This window comes from Streptomyces sp. NPDC004721 (assembly GCF_053601495.1).
Genome location: NZ_JBSGBZ010000015.1, coordinates 77409 through 96411 on the forward strand (window position 1 = coordinate 77409; position 19003 = coordinate 96411).

Sequence of the window (19003 nt, forward strand, 5' to 3'; positions counted from 1 at the left end):
CGGTGGGGCTGGAGGCCGGGGGTGCGCGGAAGGATCTCCCGCGCACCCCCGTTGGGATCAGGGGGCGACGGGTTCGCCGCTCATGAGCGCCCTCCCGTCCTCCACCATGCCCGGCCATCCGCCGATGTTGGCGGCGGTCGTGTGCAGGGCGATGGAGCCCCGGCCGATCGCCTTCTCCGCCCGACCCCCGGTCGCGATCAGTTTGCCACCGACCCCCGAGAGCCCGTCACCGAGGGCGGCCCGGGCGCCCTTGGCGACCGCTCCGCTGCCCCGGATGAGCTTGACTGCGGAACCGGCACCGCCCAGGACCACGGCGGCGGCGGTCGTGGCCAGTGCGCTGGCGGCGGCCGACTTGTCACCGTTGAGGGCGTAGACGCCCGCCGATGCCACTCCGGTCGCCAGGGATATCGCCCCCATCGCTCCGGCCACGCCCTGACCACCGGGCACCATCGCGGCGATGCCGGCGATCGTTCCGGTGAACGTGCTCACATCGCCGAGGAGTTTGGCCGCCGTCTTGCTGGTGGCCGCCTTGTAGACGGTCTTCGCTCCCCTCGCCACCGTCTTGGCGGCGGAGGTCGCCTTGGCGGCCACCCGTTTGCCCACCGACTTGGCGACCGCCTTGGCGGACCGGTAGACCTTCTTCGTGTAGTGGTACGTCTTCTTCGCGTACCTCTTCACCGTCTGTACGGTGCGTTTGATGACCTTCTTCGCGGCCCGAGCGACCTTTTTGACCGTCTGCTTGACCTTCTGGACGGTCTTCTTGACCACCTTCTTGACGGTCTTGACGACCTTCTTGACGACGGCCACGGTCTTCTTGACGACCTTCTTGACCGTCTTGACCACCGGAGCGGCGACCTTCTTCGCCACGCTCTTGACCTTGCCGATGATCTTCCCGAAGAAGAGTCCGTCGGGGTCGGAGAAGGTGACCGGGTTGTTGTTCGCGTAGGCGTACGCGTTCATCCGTTGCGACGTGCCGACGTCCGTCATCGGGTCGACGCTGATGAACCGGCCCAGCGAGGGATCGTAGGCCCGGGCTCCCAACTGGGTCAGACCGGTGTTGTCCACCGTCCCCCCGACGAAGCCCTGGCTCCCGGGCCAGTACGCGGCGGCCGAGACCGCCCCCCGGGACTCGCCGAACGGAGCGAGGGAACGGCGCTGCACCTCCTGGGTGGTGGCGTCGATCGCGGTGGTCGCCGTCCCGTGGTGGTCGTCGAACAGGAACTGGATCGTTCCGCTCGTGCGGACCGCGACCGTGTCGCCGTCGAAGTCGTAGTACCGAGTGCCCTCCTTCTTGCCGGCCGGGGTGAGCAGCAGCTCGTTTCCGCCGGGCAGATAGAGGGTGGTGCCGGTGCTGTCCTTGCGCAGCAGGCGTTCGCCGTCGGCGTCGTAGGTGTACTCGGTGGTGGTGCCGTTCTCCTCCTCCACCTTGGCGAGCTGGTTCTCGGCGTCCCAGCTCAGCTTCTGGTTCCGGCTGCCGATCTCCCGGGTGGTCATGTTGCCGGTGGCGTCGTACGCGAAGGTGTCCGTGACCGTGTCCGTGCCGTTCTTGGTGGTGCTCACGGAGGTCAGCGCGGTCGGCTTGGTGCCGTCCTGCTTCGCGTAGTGGTAGGCGCGCTTGACGTCCCCGGCGGAGTTGCCGGAGGTGTCGTGCCGCACTTCCTCGGTCCGGTTGCCCATCCCGTCGTAGCGGTACGACAGCCAGTACGGCTCGGGGCCGCCGACGGTCGCCGCGCTGGCCGGGGCGGCGCAGTCGTCCTTCGCGGTCCATGCCTCGGTGATCCGCTGGAGCGCGTCGCTGACGAAGCACTGGGTGTCCGTCAGCTTGCTGTCGTCCTGCCCGGTCACCGTGGTGATCTTGTTGATGTTGCCCGCGAGGTCGAAGGCGTACTGCGTGTCCTCGACGCGGGACGGTGCCATGGTGCGGTCCGTGGTGGTCCGCAGCAGCTCACCGGTGTGCTCGTCGTAGGACCAGGTGCGGTACAACCTCCGTGCCTGGTCGTTGTACTCGGAGCGCAGCAGACGGCCGAAGGGGTCGTACGTGGCGGAGTTGACCAGGATCCGGCCGCTCGCGGTCAGGCCCTGCGCCTGGTCGTCGGCGCCGTACCGGGTGGCCACCCGCTCGGCGGGCAGGTCGCCGATGGCGGGCTGGTTGACCTGGTTGAGCAGCCCGGACCGTTCGTTGTAGCCGTACCCGAAGGCATAGGTGCCGGCGAGCGCGCCCTGCGACGACGGGATGGTCACCTCGATGCCGGTGGGCTGGTAGTCGTCGGTGAAGCCGGTGATGCGCTGCACGTAGGCCTCGCCGTCCACGTACCGGCGCGTCTCGTCCATCTCACCCTTGGCGACCGAGTCGTACTTCCACTCGGAGAGCGCGGTCGAACCCTGCTTGAGCGCCGTACGGCGGCCCAGCTGGTCGTAGACGTTGGTCAGGACCACGCCCCGGGAGTCGGCCGCGGTGAGCGGCCGGTCCATCGAGTCGTAGGTGGTGTCGACGGTGCCCAGGTCCGGGTCCTCGGAGTGGGTCTCCCGGCCGCGCGCGTCGTACGTGTACGTGCGCACGTTGCCCGCCGGGTCGGTGATCCGCTCCAGCATGCCCCGCTTGTCGTAGCCGTACGTGATGGACTGCGAGGCAGTGCGGGCCTCGTTGGTGTACTCGATGACCTCGACGGTCCTGCCGAGCGCGTCGGTGACCGTGGTGTTGGACGCGCCACCCTTCGGGGGGATGACCGTGGTCTGGTTGCCGTCGTACACCGCAGTGGTGCGCCGGGTCTCGGTGCCGTACTTCATGGCGACCGACAGGGTCGGGCGGCCGGCGCCGTCGTAGACCATCCGGGCCACCGCAGGCGCCTTGGTGTCGTCGCCGGCGACCAGCTTGGGCTCCGGTGCACCGGTGGCGTAGTAGTCGTCGAAGACCTTCCAGTTCAGGCCCCGCGAGTCGTACTGCGTCTCGGTCAGCACGCGGCCGGTGCCGGTGTCCGACGGGGACTGGGTCTGGCGCTCGCGCAGCAGACCGTCGTAGATCTCGTAGCTGGTCTCCGTCGAGCCGTCGCCGCGCAGTTCCCGGGTGGTGACCACCGGGGGCGCGGTCCGCGAGATCTGGTACTCGTAGGCCGCGTTGGGCGAGTCCGGGTAGGCCGACCGGACCCGTCCGGGCTCCCAGACGCCCGTCAGCCGTCCGAGGGCGTCATAGCCGAGTTCGGTCCGCTTGCCGTTGGCGTCGGTCTCCGCGACCGGCACACCACGCACCGGGTCCGTCTCGGTGGTGAGGGTCTGGCCGAGCGGGGCGGTGACGACCGTCTTCGTCGGCATGCCGGTGGTCGGGGTATAGGTCGTCACCACGCTGTTCTGCTCGGTGTCGGTGACCTTCACCGGGCGGCCGTAGGAGTCGTAGACGGTGGTGGCGGCGTCGATGAAGCCGGTGCCCGCGCCGTTGTTCTCCCGCTGGAGGGTGGCGTTGCCCTCGGTCGGGGCGGCGCCCAGCGTGGTGGAGCCGTCGTAGTAGGTGCGGGTCTCCGAGATCAGTTCACCGGGTGCCGCGCAGGTGCCCGCCGTCGCCTTCTCGGACGCTTCCAGTTCCAGGATGTTCGCCGCGGTGTTCCGGGCGTACGTGGTGACGGTGCACGACTCGTCGCCGGACCTGGCGGTGTCGCCGTACTCGGTCTCGGTGGCGACCATGCCGTACTCGTCGAAGGTGCGTTCCGTCCTGGTGCGCTGCCAGCCGCCGCCCTTGGCCGGGGTGCGGGTGGTCTCCGCCTGCGTCCCGGTCATGTCGGAGGTCAGGTCCGGCAGACCGGGACGGACCCGGGTCGCCGTGGGGCCCTTGCGCCACGGTGTGGAGGTGTCCTCGGAGAGCACCTCGCTGCCGTCGTATGTGATCTCGGCGCGTTCCTCACCCGCGAAGGACGGGTGGTCGGCGACCTCGTTGCCCTCGAAGTCGGCGACCTTGGCCCCGGATATGCCGCGGAAGTAGCGGGTGCGGCTGTCCAGCCGGGTGCCGTCGGTGCCGTTGCCGACCTGGGTGCGGACCTCACCGTAGCCGCGGTAGTCGCTGTAGGTGCGCTGGTCGGCCTGGGTGAACTCGTCCTCGCTCTTCGCCCAGGCGGCACCGCCGACGTAGGTGTAGTCGGTCTGCTGCGTGGGCGAGCCGCCGACCAGGTCGTTCTCCAGGACGCGGGTGACGACGTACTTGTGGAACCAGTCCTTCACCGGCTTGTAGTCGGCGGCGGGGGAGTCGGACGACGACCAGTACACCGGGTAGCAGCGCCGGGTGTTGGTGGTCTCCGAGGGGAGGTCCCCCGGCTTGCAGTCCTTGTCCGAGTAGGTGATGCCGATGCTGGAGCCGGTCTCGGTGTCGATCTCCTGGACCCGGTAGCGCACCAGCGGCGGAATGCCGTCGCCGGTGGAGTCCACGCGGTTGGGAAGCTGTATGCCCTTGAAGGTGATCTCGGGCAGCGCCTTGCTGGAGCCGTCGCTCGTGTAACCGGTGCGGGTGATGCCGGCCAGCCACAGGGCCGGGGTGGAGCCGTCACCGGCGTCCGGGAACTGGTGGCGAAGGGCCCAGCTGTCGACGCTCTTGTACGCGGAGCCGACGAGGACCTTGGTGGTCACCTGGGTGAGCCGCTTGGTGGTCCAGAAGGTCGGCGCGATCCGGTCCTTGCAGGTGTCGCCGGCCTTGCATTCCTGGTCGACCGGAACGTCGGGCCAGCGCTTGGCGTTGGCCGTGGTCCTCTTCGCCGGGTCGCAGTCGAAGCCGGAGTCGGGCAGGCACCGCTCGGCGACCGTGAACTCCACCTTGGCCATGGCCGAGTTGGCGGCGTAGACGTTGTCGGAGCGCAGCCCGTACTCGATCCGCAGCGGGTAGCCGCCGCGGACGTACTCGGTGGGCGTACCCAGCCCGGTGGTGGTGGAGACGTTCCGGCCGTAGCGGTTGGTCTCGGCCTCGTAGTAATAGGCCGAGGCGTTGCCGTTCAGGTCGACGACGTAGTCGAGGTTCCAGCGCCAGGCCTGGTCGCACCAGGAGTTGGCGAAGTCGGTCGCGTGACAGGGCTCGCCCGCCTGGTTGCCGTAGACCGGGGCCGTCCACGTGGAGTGGGTCTCGGCCTTCCCCGAGCTCCAGCCCGGCAGACGGTTGTAGCCGAAGTAGTACTGGGTGCCCTCGGTGTCCGTGATCCGCCAGTACTCGCCGTCGTTGTCACCGTTGGCCCGGGCGGTGTCCTTGAGGCGCTCGATCCTGGTGCCGTCGTCGTCCTTGAGCTTCCAGACGCCGCTCTTGTCGTCCTTGACCAGCTCGTGGCTCTCGCCGTTGAGCGACATGACGGCGTTGTCCGTGCCCCAGCACAGGTCGCCGTTCTTGTTCTTGTTGTTGCCGTCCTTCATGTCGTCGTTGCACGACGTGAAACGACGCTCGATGCTGTTCTCCGTCAGCGACCAGCCGTCGCCGACCCAGTTGGTCTGGTTGTTGGTGGCCGAGGTGCGGCCGTCCAGGGACTGGGAGGAGTAGCCGAGCCCCAGGTCGGGGTCGAGGCCGCCCGGAGTGTCCGGGGTTTCCAGGGGATAGCCCCAGCCGAAGCTGCCGGAGGAGTCACCCGCCGTCCAGTGACCGGACGGGCTGAGCGGGGTCGCCTTGTAGTCGCCGTTGGCGCCGGACGACGTGGCGGTGGCGGCGAGCAGGGTGACCCCGGGACCGGCGGCGAGGCCGGTCACCGAGTGCCGGTCGCCGGAGGCCGGGGCGACCGGGGCACCGGAGGCGTCCGACGCGGCGCCCAGGGTTACGTCCGCGGTCAGCGTCTGCTGCTCGGCATCGTTGTCCGTGGTGAGTGCGGTGCCGGCACCGCAGTCCTTCGCATCCGCCGATTCCAGCGAGCAGGACGGAAGTTGGCGCAGCATGAGACGGGATGCCCAGTCGGCGCCGTAGTGCTTGGCCAGTGTGGAGTAGTCGAGGCTCACCCGGGCCGAGGTCCGCTCGGGCGCGTCATCGGCGCGCACCGCGAACACCAGCCCCGCCACACCGAGCTGACGGGCCGCCTGCTGGTCGAGGACCTGAACCTGGGCGCTCCGCGGCGGTTTCTTGCGCGCGTCGGACGGTGCGCCGACGCGTACCGGCAGGCTGCCCGCGCGTGTCAGCCGCCCGCGTTCGCTCGGCAGATCGACATTGGCCGTTCCCGGCTTCGGCAATGCGGAGCCGGGACGGACGGCGCCGGCGTCACGGGCCGCGTCGTCCCGGTTTCCCGGTTCGCGGCTCTTGACGGGCGAAACCGGGACGGGTGGTGTCTTCTGCACTCCAATAAGGTGCAATCCGCCTGCGGCAAAGGCCGTTTCAGCGCTTATGAGACCACTGACCAGAACCACGGATATGGCGACGGACGCGACCCTCGTCCATCTTCGCCGTATTGCCGGTGTTCTTGGACGGTTGTGTCCTCCAGGTGTTGGTGGACGGATCACCGTACCCCCCTTGTCAAGAACCATTGAATGCCCGTGAAGGATATTGGGCGTCAATGTTCGGCGGGAGCTTTGAAGATGGCCACAAGTGGCTGAAAATCGACCGTCTTTTTGAGCGACGGCTCATTTACGCACCGTATTGTCCAATTTGCTCGATCGGAGATTTGGCTACTCTCTACTCGTTCGACATAACCGCTTCCACACAAGCTTGTTGCGTTCGCCCAGGCCTTGCGCAGCCGTGCGCCGGAGGGTGAAACGCGGGGGAGGAAGAAGACTTGTCACCCACACCACGCCCCTACCGGGGCCGACGAAGATTGCGCCCCGTGGCCATCGGCGCCGTCGCGGCCGGACTCCTCGGTGCCTGGCTGCCGTTGACCGCCACCGCCGCTCCGACCGTACCGGCCGAGCCGGAGGGCGCGGCCGCACAGTCCGCGGCCGTCAAGGCCCTGAAACGCGCCGAGGAGACCGGAAAGCCCGTCGAGGTCGTCTCCGAACGCGGTGAATTCTCCAGCACGTTCGCCAACCCTTCCGGTACCTTCACCCAGGAGACGTACGCGGTACCGGTCCGGGTCCGACAGCACGGCCGGCTGGTCGACGCCGACCCGACCCTGGTGCGCGACGCCGACGGCACCGTGCGTCCCAAGGCGACGTCCGTGGGCATGGAGTTCTCCGGCGGCGGCGACGCCGCGATGGCGACCATCCGACGCGACGGCCGCAGCATGTCCCTCGGCTGGGACGGCAAACTGCCGAAGCCGGTACTGGACGGCGACACCGCCACGTACCCCGAGGTCCTCCCCGGGGTGGACCTGAAGCTGCGGGCCGGTGTCACCGGCTTCCAGCAGCTCCTCGTCGTCAAGACCCGTGAGGCCGCGGCCGATCCGCGTATCTCCCGGCTGAGCTTCCCGGTCAGGGCGGCGGGCGTGCACGTGCGCACCGACTCCTCCGGCAACCTGGCCGCCGTCAACCCGGCGGGCCAGGAGGTCTTCACCGCTCCCACGCCGCTCATGTGGGACAGCTCCGGCGTCCCGGAGGGCGTGGAACCGGACGGCAAACGCTCGGTCGCCGCCGCCCTCGGCACCTTCGGTGCTGACGCGGAGCCCGGCGGGGAACAGGACGGCTTCGACCGCGCGGTCGGCGCCAAGGAAGACACGGTGCCGGCGACCGTCGAGGGCGGCGTGCTGAAGCTGACGCCACGGCAGGACATGCTCACAGCCGAGGACACGGTCTTCCCCGTCCTCATCGACCCGTTCGTCTCAGGCGCCCGCAACAACTGGACCGCAGTCGCCAAGAAGTACCCGACGACCTCCTACTGGAACCAGTCGGACAACGTCGCCCGAGTCGGCTACGAATCGGACACCGGCGGTACTTGGCGCTCGTTCTTCACGATGGACACCCGCAACCTGGCCGGCAAGTCGATCGTGAACTCGACCTTCCGCATCAAGAACACCCACTCCTGGTCCTGCACCAAGAAGCCGGTCGAGCTGTGGGCCACCAACTCCATCAGCTCCGCCACCACCTGGAACAAGCAGCCCACCTGGGCAACCAAGCTCGCCGCTGTCACCGACGCCAAGGGCTGGTCCAGCTCCTGCCCGGCGGGCAACCTGGAGTTCAACGTCAAGGGCAACGCCATCAAGGCTGCCGACGGCAAGTGGGCGACCATGACCCTGGGCCTCCAGGCCAGCGAGACCGACACCTACGGCTGGAAGAAGTTCGACGCCTCGACCGCGGTCCTCTCCACCGAGTACAACTCGCCGCCCAGCGCGCCCTCTGCCCTGGACACCGTCCCGAGCACCAAGAACGCCGCGGGCTGTGGTGACACCGCGCCGTACGGCTTCATCGGCGACACGGACATCCAGCTCACCGCCAAGGCCAGCGACCCGGACGGCGGCACGGTCAACGTGAAGTTCCACCTCTGGGCGACCGGCCACCACCCCAACGACGACCCGAACGGCGTGCTGATCGTCAACCAGTCCGTTGCCGTCACCTCGGGTTCGGTCGCCCGGCTCACCGTCGCCAAGTCCAAACTCACGCCGTATCTGTCCGTCGCGAACGGCAACTTCTCCTGGAAGGCGCAGGCCAGCGACGGCAGTCTGACCAGCGACTGGACTCCCCCGCAGGGCGCCCCCGGATGCCGCTTCGTCTTCGACCCCGTACGCCCCAGCACCCCGCCGGCCGTCAGTTCGCCGCAGTTCCCGGACGGTTCCGCGGGCTGGCCGGTCAACACGTCTCCGGTCCGCACCAAGGGCGTGTTCACCCTCGGCCCGGGAGCCGCCTCCGACATCGCCTCCTACGAGTACTGGTCCACCATGGACGCGAAGGTGGTCACCGCGACCCCCACCGGGCTGAACGGCTCGGTGACCGTCGAGCTGACGCCCGCCAAGGCGGGGCCGCAGTACCTCTACGCACGCAGCGTCGACCGGGCGGGCAACCGCTCGGACACCCAGTCGTACCTCTTCTACGTCAACGGCGCCCGGGTGGCCGACAAGCCCGGTGACATCAACGGCGACGGTCACCCCGACCTGTGGGCCGTCGACGGAGCCGGCACTCTGCAGCGCTACTTCGGCGACGGCACCGGCAACGCGGTCAAGGCGAGCCAGCCCGCCTCCGCGACCGCCCGCTACAAGGACGCCCTGACCACCCGCCGGGGCGACTGGACCGATGACGGGTACGAGGACCTGATCGCGCTCTTCCACGACGCCACGGAGCGGCAGGACCGGCTCTGGGTCGAGCCCAACGACGGCACCGGCGCGATCGACCTGACCGAACGCCGGGAGCTCGGTGTCTGGACGGCCGAGAACAACCACTGGCAGGGCGCCGACCAGATCATCGCCATCGGTGACGTCGACGGGCCGCTGGACCTCGACGGCGACGGCGTCATCGGCCCCGACGACCGGCCCGGCTACCCGGACCTGCTGGTGAAGAAGGGCGACCAGCTCTGGCTGCACTACGGCTCGCCCTCCGGCTACCTGGACGAGTACGCCGACCAGCCGCCGGTCCTGCTCGGCGACGGCGGCTGGTCCTCGCTGGACCTGGCGGCCCCCGGCGCGATGAGCGAGGGTGCGGGCGGTGCGGCGATCCTCGGCCGTGAGAAGACCACCGGTGAGCTCTACCTCTTCACCGCCACCGGTCCGGACGGCGCAGGACTCGGCTCCCTGGCGGGCCGTATCCAGGTCGGCAACAGCTGGACCGCCGTCAACCGTCCGCTCTACACCGCCGTACCCGACGTGCGCGGAAGCGGCCAGCCGGGCCTGTGGGCCACCGGGAGCAACGGTGACCTGTTCACCTATGCCGACATCCGGGGCGTGGGTACGGTCGTCGGCACGGGGCTGCAGGGCTTCCGTTCGCTGAACTGACCTCGGACCCGATCCGTCCGTCCCGCCCGCGGACCGGGCACCCGCCGCGCCCCGGGGTACACCCCGGGGCGCGGCGGCGTGTCCGGCGCCGGTTCCGTTCGTCCCGTGCGCGAGATCGGGGAGGTTGGCTCCGGTCCGCGCGCGGGCTCAGGACTCCTTGCGCAGGGCGCCGACGATCCGGAGCGTGAGCTTCTTCGCCGTCGCCGCCCCGTTGTCGTGGCCGTCCGTCGACATGACGCTGACGACGTTCGTGCCGACGCGGGCCGCGACCAGGGTCGTGCCGTTCTCCCAGGACGGGTCGGTGAGGGTGAGGGTGTAGGCGCCGTCGCCCAGGCCGGGCGTGGAGTGGCCGGTGACCTTCACCTTGGTGTGGGTCTGCGAGTCGGTGAAGCTCGCGCAGTCCGTGGCCGTCCTCTCCACGGCCTTGAGGACGCTCGCCGCCGTCGTGCCCCGGTAGGTGTCGATCTCCTGGCCGATGTCCTCGGAGGTGTCCTTGCGGACGTAGTCGTTCTGGGCGAAGGACACGCCACCGATCCCGGTGACGTCTATCCAGGCGGTGCCGCCCAACTTGGCGCAGTCCGGCTTGGCCGCCGGGGCGTTCGACGGGGGCGTGTAGGTGTCGCCGGAGTCCCTGGCCCCGCTCGGGTCGACGGCGAAGCCGGAGGCGAAGAACGACGCCGGGGCGAGGGCCTTCTTCAGCTGGGTGCCCGTGAGCAGACCGGCGTTGGGGTCGCGGGTGGACCCGGAGGACGCGTGGCCGGCGGACCCGGACGAGCCGGTCGAACCGGACGAGCCGCAGGCCGTCAGGGCCAGGGGAAGAGCGGCCAGGGCGAGGACTTGGGCGGCGCGGGACGCGAAGTGCATGTGAGGTGCTTTCTCGGGCTGGGCCACAGAGGAGTGGCCAGCGGACCTTATGCCGCCCGAGCAGGCCGGACCGGCGCCCGTCGCAGGTAACACGCGCGTTTTTGCTGCGTCTTGAGTGATTCTTGTGCCCAGCGAGGCGATCACTTTTCAGGCCGGAGACATTCCGTCGGTTAGCGTTCCTCCGCACACGCGCAACAAGCACGTACACGACAACAGGGGTGGGGATGGCCGAGCACCGGCAGTCGAAGAAGCGCAGGTACATCACGTGGGCGGCGGCCGGGGCCGTCGTCGTCGCCGGCGCCGGGATCGCGGCCCAGACCTCCATGGCGGCCACTGTCTGGCCCGCCCAGAAGACCTTCACCGGCCGTGCCTTCGACACCTGCACGGCGCCCTCGCTGAGCGCCATGAAGGCCTGGAACACCGGCTACTACGGCGCCGCGGCCGTCTACATCGGCGGCAAGAACCGCGGCTGCGCCCAGCCCAACCTCACCGCCTCCTGGGTGAAGTCGGTCAGCTCCATGGGCTGGAAGCTCATCCCGCTGTACGTCGGCGCCCAGCCGCCCTGCCAGAAGAGCGCCAACCCCGAGCGGCTCACCGCCGCCACGGCCGCCTCCCTCGGCACCAGCGACGCCAAGGACGCGGTGGCCAAGTCGGCGGCGCTCGGCATCAAGGCCGGCAGCCCGGTCTACCTCGACATGGAGCCGTACGACATCACCGACAAGGCGTGCAACAACGCCGTGCTGACCTACGTCCGCGCCTTCGACAAGGAACTGCGCGCCAAGACGTACCGGGCCGGCTTCTACGGCTTCACCAGCTCCAGCGCCAAGGCCATCGCCACCGCGACGGACAAGACCGACCTGCCGGGCAACCTCTGGTACGCCCTGTGGGACGGCAAGGACACCACCACCACGGACTGGCCCTTCGGCAAGACCCAGTTCACCGACCACAGCCGCGCCCACCAGTACATGGTCAACAGCAAGGAGACTCGCGGCGGCTACACCCTCACCGTCGACCGCGACACCTGGGACGCCCCGGTGGCAATCACCGGCTGATCCGGAACCGGGCGGTGACGCCCGGTTTCCGTGTCGGCCGACGCCCGCTCGGGCGGACGTGGTGCGACGGTGCCCGAAGTCGTGGTGAATCGTTGGTCGAATGGGTTGGCCGGAGCCCGGCCGCTGCCTAATATCGATCACCGCAAGACTTTGTGCACCGCCGCACAATCTCCACCACGGGAGGTTTCCTTGCACCGCCGCCGTCGCACCGCGCTCGTCCTGTCCGCCACGATCCTCGCGGCGGCCCCCCTGCTCACCGCCTGTGGAAGCGACGCGCGTCCGGGCGCGGCGGCCGTGATCGGCGGCCAGCGGATCACGCTCGGGCAGTTGCAGAGCCGGGTGAGCGAGGTGCGCGACGCGCAGCGTGCCGCGGTGGCCGACGAGGCGCAGTACCAGCAGGCCGTCGCCGCGACCGGCACCCTCACCCGGGACACGCTGCACCAGATGGTGCTCGACCGGGTGCTGGACCGCGCCGCCAAGAACGCCGGCCTCAGCGTCAGCCGCCGCGAGATCCAGCAGCTGCGCACCGGTCTCGAACAGCAGGCGGGCGGCGCCAAGGCGCTCGAGGACACCTGGCTCCAGCGGTACGGGGTGCCGCCGCGGCGCCTCGACGACAACCTGCGCCTCCAGCTGGAGGCGCAGAAGCTCGCGGCCCATCTGAACACCGACGCCGGCCAGCCGGCCTTCTGGAAGGCGCTGTCCGAGGCCTCCGCCGAACTCCACGTCGACCTCAACCCGCGCTATGGCACGTGGGACGTCGAGAAGAGCACCCTCGTGAACGCCAAGACGCCGTGGCTGCGGGACGTCTCGGCGGTGGACGCGAAGCAGTCGGCCTGACCGGACGCCGGACGGCCGGACGCCGGACGGCCGGACGCCGGACGGCCGGGCCTGTGGACAACCGGGCCGGGGGACAGTCCCCGGCCTGTGGACAACCAGGGGTGGCGTCGCCGGTGTGCGTTACGTTCGGACCGTGAACACCACCAGCGCGACCACCTCCGCAGCGGCCCCGGGCCGGATCGTCCTGCTCACCACCAGCCACCGGGTCGCCCCCGGGCTGCTGTCCTGGCCCGCCTGGCAGGCGCTGCGGGCGGCCGACCGGGTGCTGTGCGCGGACGGCGCCCATCCGCAGCTGCCGTATCTGCGCGAGGCGGGCATAGCCGTGGACGAGTCGGCACCGAGCGCCGAGGAACTGGTGGACGCGTGCGCCGGCGGCCGTACGGTCGTCGTCGTGGCCACCGGCGAGGGCGAACCCGCCCTGACCGACGGACTGGCCCGCCTGGCCGGCTCCGGCCGTGTGAACATGCCGGAGCTGGAGTTGCTGCCCGCCTCCTACGACCTGCCCGGCGCCCGCCTGCTCGACCTCGTCCAGGTCATGGACCGCATCCGCGCCGAGTGCCCCTGGTCGTCCCGGCAGACCCACAAGGGCCTGGCCAAGTACGGCATCGAGGAGGCGTACGAGCTGGTCGAGGCGATCGAGGACGGCGACCGCGAGGAGCTGCGCGAGGAACTGGGCGACGTCCTGCTCCAGGTGGTCTTCCACGCCCGTATCGCCGAGGAGGACCCCGAGGAGCCGTTCTCCATCGACGACGTGGCCGGCACCATCGTCGCCAAGCTGATCCACCGCCACCCGCACGTCTTCGGCGACGAGACCGCCACCACCCCGGAGGAGGTCAAGGAGCACTGGCTGCGCACCAAGGCCGAGGAGAAGCGGCGCACCTCCGTGACCGAGGGCGTCCCCCTCGGCCAGCCCGGCCTCGCCCTCGCCGCCAAGCTGGCCTCCCGGGTCCGCACGGCGGGCCTGGAGGTCCCCCTCCCGGCGAGGGAGGGCTTCGGGTACGAGCTGCTGGCGCTGGCCGCCCGCGCCGAGGCGGAGGGCGTCGACCCGGAGGCGGCCCTGCGCGCGGCGGCGCGCGCGTACCGGGACGCGATCGTAGAGGCGGAGGGCAACTGAAGCCCTGAGGGCGCTGGCGGGGTGGGGGTGGAGCGGCAGGGGAACCGGGGGATTGCCGCCAGGGACGGGAGGGGCCGCGGCAGCGCCGGCGGGGGCGGAAAGCCTTGCGCCGACCCCCCGGCGCTAGGGTCAACCGTATGCACGACCAGCCACCCGCCCTGTTCACCTGGGAGTTCGCGAGCAACCCCTACCCGGCCTACGCCTGGCTCCGCGAGCACGCCCCCGTGCACAGGACCCGGCTGCCCAGCGGAGTGGAGGCCTGGCTGGTCACCCGGTACGTGGACGCCAGGGAGGCCCTGGCCGACCAGCGGCTGTCCAAGAACCCGGCGCACCACGCCGAGCCCGCGCACGCCAAGGGCAAGACCGGCATCCCCGGTGAGCGCAAGGCCGAGCTGATGACCCACCTGCTGAACATCGACCCGCCGGACCACACCCGGCTGCGCCGGCTGGTCAGCAAGGCGTTCACCCCGCGCCGTGTCGCCGAGTTCGCCCCGCGTGTGCAGGAGCTGGCCGACGGACTCATCGACGGGTTCGCCGAGCGCGGCACCGCCGACCTCATCCACGAGTTCGCCTTCCCGCTGCCCATCTACGCCATCTGCGACCTGCTCGGCGTTCCCCGCGAGGACCAGGACGACTTCCGGGACTGGGCGGGCATGATGATCCGCCACGGCAAGGGCCCGCGCGGCGGGGTCGCCCGCTCGGTGAAGAAGATGCGCGGCTATCTCGCGGACCTCATCCACCGCAAGCGCGAGGCGCTCCCGGCCGAGCCCGCCCCCGGCGAGGACCTCATCTCCGCCCTCATCCGCGCCTCCGACCACGGCGAGCACCTCACCGAGAACGAGGCCGCCGCCATGGCCTTCATCCTTCTGTTCGCCGGTTTCGAGACCACCGTCAACCTCATCGGCAACGGCACCTACGCCCTGCTCACCCACCCCGAGCAGCGGGACCGGCTCCAGCGGGCCCTCGCCGAGGGGGACGGCGGCCTGCTGGAGACGGGAGTGGAGGAACTCCTGCGCTACGACGGTCCGGTGGAGCTGGCCACCTGGCGCTACGCCACCCGGCCGCTCACCATCGGCGGGCAGGACATCGCCGCCGGCGACCCGGTCCTCGTCGTCCTGGCCGCCGCCGACCGGGACCCGGAGCGGTTCGCCGGCCCCGACGTCCTCGACCTCGGGCGGCGTGACAATCAACACCTCGGCTACGGACACGGCATCCACTACTGCCTCGGCGCACCGCTCGCCCGTCTGGAGGGTCAGACCGCGCTGGCGACCCTCCTCACCCGGCTCCCGGACCTGCAACTGGACACAGATCCAGCCGACTTGCGCTGGCGCGGCGGGCTCATCATGCGCGGACTGCGGACGCTGCCGGTGCGGTTCACACCCGGTCGGTAAGTCGCAGGGAAGCCGGACAAGGCAGGAAAAGGCGCCTGCCGCCGCTCCACGCCTACCCCATGACGGGCACGAAGATGACACATGTTCAACGGTGTGATCTTCACGTGATCTGTGCGGCATGAACTTGTGACAGGCGATCGTCAGCCGATACTTTCACCCATCAGCGTGGCGCCGAGTCCGCGGTCGCCACGCGGGTCACCGCTGTCGCACGAAAGGTCTCCGTATGCTCTCCGGGAACGGTCGTCACCGTCGGCCCCGTCAGGCTCCGGCCCTCCTCGTCGCCGCCGGAGTGGCCGGATCCGCCATCGCCATCCCGCTGATCGGCGCCGGCGGCGCCAGCGCGGCCGACGGCAACGCGTGGGACAAGGTGGCCAAGTGCGAGAGTGGCGGCGCCTGGAGCGCCAACACCGGCAACGGCTACTACGGCGGCCTTCAGCTGACGCAGGACGACTGGGAGAAGTACGGCGGCCTCGACTACGCGTCGAGCGCCGACCAGGCCAGCCGGTCCCAGCAGATAGCCGTGGCCAAGAAGCTGCTCGCCGACAAGGGCCCCGGTGCCTGGCCGACGTGCGGGCTGCTCTCCGGGCTCAACGAGAAGTCCGGGGCGGCGAAGGTCGACACCGGTGTGGGTAATTCGTCCGGATCCTCCAACTCGTCCGGAAAGTCCCTCACGGAGGACCTCGGTCTGTCCGACTCGTCACAAACATCGTCGAGCGACCCGTCCGGTTCGTCCGGTTCGTCGGACGCCGACCCGGGTCCGGCTGATTCCTCCGGCTCGCCGACCGCGTCCCCCACCACATCCTCTCCTTCGCCGTCCTCGCCCGCCAAGAAGGGCAACCCGGCCAATTCCGACACGTCTCCCGATGTCGCCGCAAGCAAGTCCCAGTCGCCCGACGCCTCGCCCTCGGTCACGCCGCAGCCGGGTGACATGGACAACTCGTGGCAGGTCGGCGGCACTTCGACCCTGGTCGACACCGGGGCGCTCGACGCCGGGGCGCTCGGCGGTGGGCGGCACCGCGGCGGCAGTGCCGCCGAGGACCCGGCCGACAGTCACGCGGCCGCGTCCTCCGGCCGCCACGCCTCCCGCGGTGGCGTCACGCGCGCCGTCGTCGCCGACTCCTACACCGTCCGCGCCGGCGACTCGCTCGAGTCCATCGCCGACTCCCTTGACCTCCAAGGCGGATGGGATGCGCTGTATGCGGCGAACAGGGGGGCGATCGGGTCCGACCCCAACCACATCTCTGCCGGTCAGACCCTGAATCTCCCTACCGAAACGCCCTAAAAGCAGCGGGAGTTCACGCCCCACTTCGCACTGAATGTCCCATTCGGTGAAAGTGTGGGATGACTCTCAGAAGTCCTGATCGTCTTTGGAATTCGGCGGAGCGCGTGCCTACGGTCGTGACCGCTCGTCACCGCGAGCCCCGGCTGCCGCAACGCCGAATCCTGCCAGCGGCCGTACGGGAACAGTCGTCGCGTCAAGCGCCGTGGGCAGGAGCGGGGGACCCAAGGTAAGTGCCGCGCCCGGCAGTTGACCGGAGCGGCTAGGGGTGGAGCCGTGCCTCACGCACGAGGCACGGCCGGGCAACTCAACCGGCCCGAACCCGACAGCTCACCTCGCAGGCGTCGGTGAGGGGATCCACCATGCTGTTCTCCAGCAAGGGCAAGCACCGTCGTACGTCCAAGGCCACCCGTGTCGTCGCGCTCGCCGGTGTCGCCGGCGCCGCCGTCGCCGCCCCGCTGATGGCGGTCGGCGACGCCTCCGCCGCCACCGCCTCCGAGTGGGACGCGGTCGCCCAGTGCGAGTCCGGCGGCAACTGGTCCATCAACACCGGCAACGGCTTCTACGGTGGCCTCCAGTTCACCAACTCCACCTGGGCCGGGTATGGCGGCACCGCCTACGCGTCGCGCGCCGACCTGGCCTCCAAGTCGCAGCAGATAGCCGTCGCCGAGAAGGTCCTCGCGGGCCAGGGCAAGGGCGCCTGGCCGGTCTGCGGCAAGGGCCTGTCCGGCGCCGCCTACACCGGCGGCGCCCCCGCGTCCTCGTCGTCTTCTTCTTCGTCTTCTCCGAGCGGCAGCTCCGCCAAGAGCACCACCACCCGCTCGACCGAGCAGCAGGCCGCCAACCGCTCCGCGACGCGTCCGGCCCCGAGCAAGACCGTCACCACGCCGACCGGCGAGAAGGTCAAGAAGGGCGACGGAGAGTACAAGGTGGTCTCCGGCGACACCCTCAGCTCCATCGCCGCCGAGCACGGCGTCCAGGGCGGCTGGAAGAAGCTGTTCGAGCTGAACAAGGACATCGTCGACAACGCCGACCTCATCTACCCGGGCCAGCAGCTCCACCTGAAGTAAGGGCCCGTCCCGCCCTCGGTGCTTTCCAGGGCTCCCCGCCCCGGCGCGTTCCCCCCTGCGCGCCGGGGCGGGGTTTTTTCGCCTCCCGCACGCCCGGCCGTTCCCGAACCTTCCCCTCTCCTTTGTTCCGAGCGGGAACAATAGGTACCGTCACTCTGTCCACGAGGCGGTCGGTCGGCCGGTCGCCGCCCCGGGACGGTTAGGCTCTAGTCGCAAGGCTCACGCCCCGCACTTCCAGCGTCACATCCCAGAAGGAGATGCTCGTGCCGTCCATCGACGTCGTCGTAGCCCGGGAAATCCTGGACTCCCGAGGCAACCCCACGGTCGAGGTCGAGGTCGGCCTCGACGACGGCAGCACCGGTCGTGCCGCCGTCCCCTCCGGCGCCTCCACCGGTGCCTTCGAGGCCATCGAGCTCCGTGACGGCGACCCCAACCGCTACCAGGGCAAGGGCGTCGAGAAGGCCGTCCTCGCCGTGATCGAGCAGATCGGCCCGGAGCTCGTCGGCTACGACGCCACCGAGCAGCGTCTGATCGACCAGGCCATGTTCGACCTGGACGCCACCGACAACAAGGGCTCGCTGGGCGCCAACGCCATCCTCGGCGTCTCCCTCGCCGTCGCCCACGCCGCCTCCGAGGCCTCGGACCTCCCCCTCTTCCGCTACCTCGGCGGTCCGAACGCGCACCTGCTGCCGGTGCCGATGATGAACATCCTGAACGGCGGCTCGCACGCCGACTCCAACGTGGACATCCAGGAGTTCATGATCGCCCCGATCGGCGCGGAGTCCTTCTCCGAGGCCCTGCGCTGGGGCACCGAGGTCTACCACACCCTGAAGAAGGTCCTGAAGAGCAAGGGCCTGTCCACCGGCCTCGGCGACGAGGGCGGCTTCGCCCCGAACCTCGGCTCCAACCGCGAGGCCCTGGACCTCATCCTCGAGGCGATCAAGGAAGCCGGCTACGCCCCCGGCGAGCAGATCGCCCTCGCGCTCGACGTCGCCGCCTCCGAGTTCTACAAGGACGGCAAGTACGTCTTCGAGGGCAAGGAGCGCTCCGCCGCCGAGATGACGGAGTACTACGAGGAGCTCGTCGCGGCCTACCCGCTCGTCTCCATCGAGGACCCGCTGTTCGAGGACGACTGGGCCGGCTGGAAGGTCATCACCGACAAGCTCGGCGACAAGGTCCAGCTCGTCGGCGACGACCTGTTCGTCACCAACCCCGAGCGCCTCGCCCGCGGCATCGAGGACGGCGCCGCCAACGCGCTGCTCGTGAAGGTGAACCAGATCGGTTCGCTCACCGAGACCCTGGACGCCGTCGAGCTGGCCCAGCGCAACGGCTTCAAGTGCATGATGTCCCACCGCTCCGGCGAGACCGAGGACGTCACGATCGCCGACCTGGCCGTCGCCACCAACTGCGGCCAGATCAAGACCGGCGCCCCGGCCCGCTCGGAGCGCGTCGCCAAGTACAACCAGCTGCTGCGCATCGAGGAGATCCTCGACGACGCCGCGGTGTACGCCGGCCGCTCGGCCTTCCCTCGCTTCAAGGGCTGAGCCGCTTCGAGGGCTCAGCCGTTCCGAGGGCCGAGCCGTCCCGGAGGCTGAGCCGCAAAGC

Annotated in this window: 10 protein-coding genes and 1 riboswitch; of the genes, 8 read left to right on the forward strand and 2 right to left on the reverse strand. The window is 69.9% G+C overall.

Annotated features, from left to right (window positions below):
- Positions 1-57: 57 nt before the first annotated feature.
- The gene (locus tag ACWEK3_RS16275) at positions 58-6279 is read right to left on the reverse strand and encodes an RHS repeat domain-containing protein (RefSeq protein ID WP_453249937.1); all 6222 of its coding nucleotides are present in this window, start codon (positions 6277-6279) and stop codon (positions 58-60) included.
- A gap of 482 nt (positions 6280-6761) precedes the next feature.
- On the opposite strand from ACWEK3_RS16275, the gene ACWEK3_RS16280 reads away from it, so the two are divergent.
- Complete coding sequence (locus ACWEK3_RS16280; RefSeq protein ID WP_450539168.1) at positions 6762-9791, forward strand: FG-GAP-like repeat-containing protein; 3030 nt, start codon at positions 6762-6764, stop codon at positions 9789-9791.
- 147 nt (positions 9792-9938) lie between these two features.
- Here the strand turns inward: ACWEK3_RS16280 and ACWEK3_RS16285 are convergent, their stop codons facing one another.
- On the reverse strand, positions 9939-10655 hold the full coding sequence (locus tag ACWEK3_RS16285) for a hypothetical protein (RefSeq protein WP_453249938.1): 717 nt from the start codon (positions 10653-10655) through the stop codon (positions 9939-9941).
- Between the two features lie 224 nt (positions 10656-10879).
- On the opposite strand from ACWEK3_RS16285, the gene ACWEK3_RS16290 reads away from it, so the two are divergent.
- From ACWEK3_RS16290 to eno, 7 genes are all read left to right on the forward strand, one after another.
- The gene (locus ACWEK3_RS16290) at positions 10880-11707 is read left to right on the forward strand and encodes a glycoside hydrolase domain-containing protein (RefSeq protein WP_450547108.1); all 828 of its coding nucleotides are present in this window, start codon (positions 10880-10882) and stop codon (positions 11705-11707) included.
- A gap of 189 nt (positions 11708-11896) precedes the next feature.
- Entirely contained in the window at positions 11897-12544 is a 648-nt protein-coding gene (locus tag ACWEK3_RS16295; protein WP_453249939.1) for a SurA N-terminal domain-containing protein, read from the forward strand.
- 133 nt (positions 12545-12677) lie between these two features.
- Entirely contained in the window at positions 12678-13658 is a 981-nt protein-coding gene (locus ACWEK3_RS16300; RefSeq protein WP_450547110.1) for a nucleoside triphosphate pyrophosphohydrolase, read from the forward strand.
- A 137-nt stretch (positions 13659-13795) separates the two neighbouring features.
- Positions 13796-15049, forward strand: coding sequence for a cytochrome P450 family protein (locus ACWEK3_RS16305; protein ID WP_453249940.1), 1254 nt, complete (start codon positions 13796-13798; stop codon positions 15047-15049).
- A gap of 223 nt (positions 15050-15272) precedes the next feature.
- Entirely contained in the window at positions 15273-16331 is a 1059-nt protein-coding gene (locus ACWEK3_RS16310) for a transglycosylase family protein (protein ID WP_453249941.1), read from the forward strand.
- Positions 16332-16519: 188 nt separating this feature from the next.
- Positions 16520-16687: riboswitch (cyclic di-AMP (ydaO/yuaA leader) on the forward strand.
- Between the two features lie 3 nt (positions 16688-16690).
- Complete coding sequence (locus tag ACWEK3_RS16315) at positions 16691-17398, forward strand: transglycosylase family protein (RefSeq protein ID WP_453249942.1); 708 nt, start codon at positions 16691-16693, stop codon at positions 17396-17398.
- A 257-nt stretch (positions 17399-17655) separates the two neighbouring features.
- Positions 17656-18942 (forward strand): phosphopyruvate hydratase, encoded by a 1287-nt coding sequence (eno, locus tag ACWEK3_RS16320; RefSeq protein ID WP_361411793.1) that lies wholly within the window; start codon positions 17656-17658, stop codon positions 18940-18942.
- Positions 18943-19003 lie beyond the last annotated feature (61 nt).

Excerpts from the sequence above, each read along its gene's own strand:
- ACWEK3_RS16285 (WP_453249938.1), bottom strand. The coding sequence starts at position 10,655 with ATGCACTTCGCGTCCCGCGCCGCCCAAGTCCTCGCCCTGGCCGCTCTT.
- eno (WP_361411793.1), top strand. The coding sequence starts at position 17,656 with ATGCTCGTGCCGTCCATCGACGTCGTCGTAGCCCGGGAAATCCTGGAC.
- ACWEK3_RS16290 (WP_450547108.1), top strand. The coding sequence starts at position 10,880 with ATGGCCGAGCACCGGCAGTCGAAGAAGCGCAGGTACATCACGTGGGCG.
- ACWEK3_RS16305 (WP_453249940.1), top strand. The coding sequence starts at position 13,796 with ATGCACGACCAGCCACCCGCCCTGTTCACCTGGGAGTTCGCGAGCAAC.
- ACWEK3_RS16310 (WP_453249941.1), top strand. The coding sequence starts at position 15,273 with ATGCTCTCCGGGAACGGTCGTCACCGTCGGCCCCGTCAGGCTCCGGCC.
- ACWEK3_RS16315 (WP_453249942.1), top strand. The coding sequence starts at position 16,691 with ATGCTGTTCTCCAGCAAGGGCAAGCACCGTCGTACGTCCAAGGCCACC.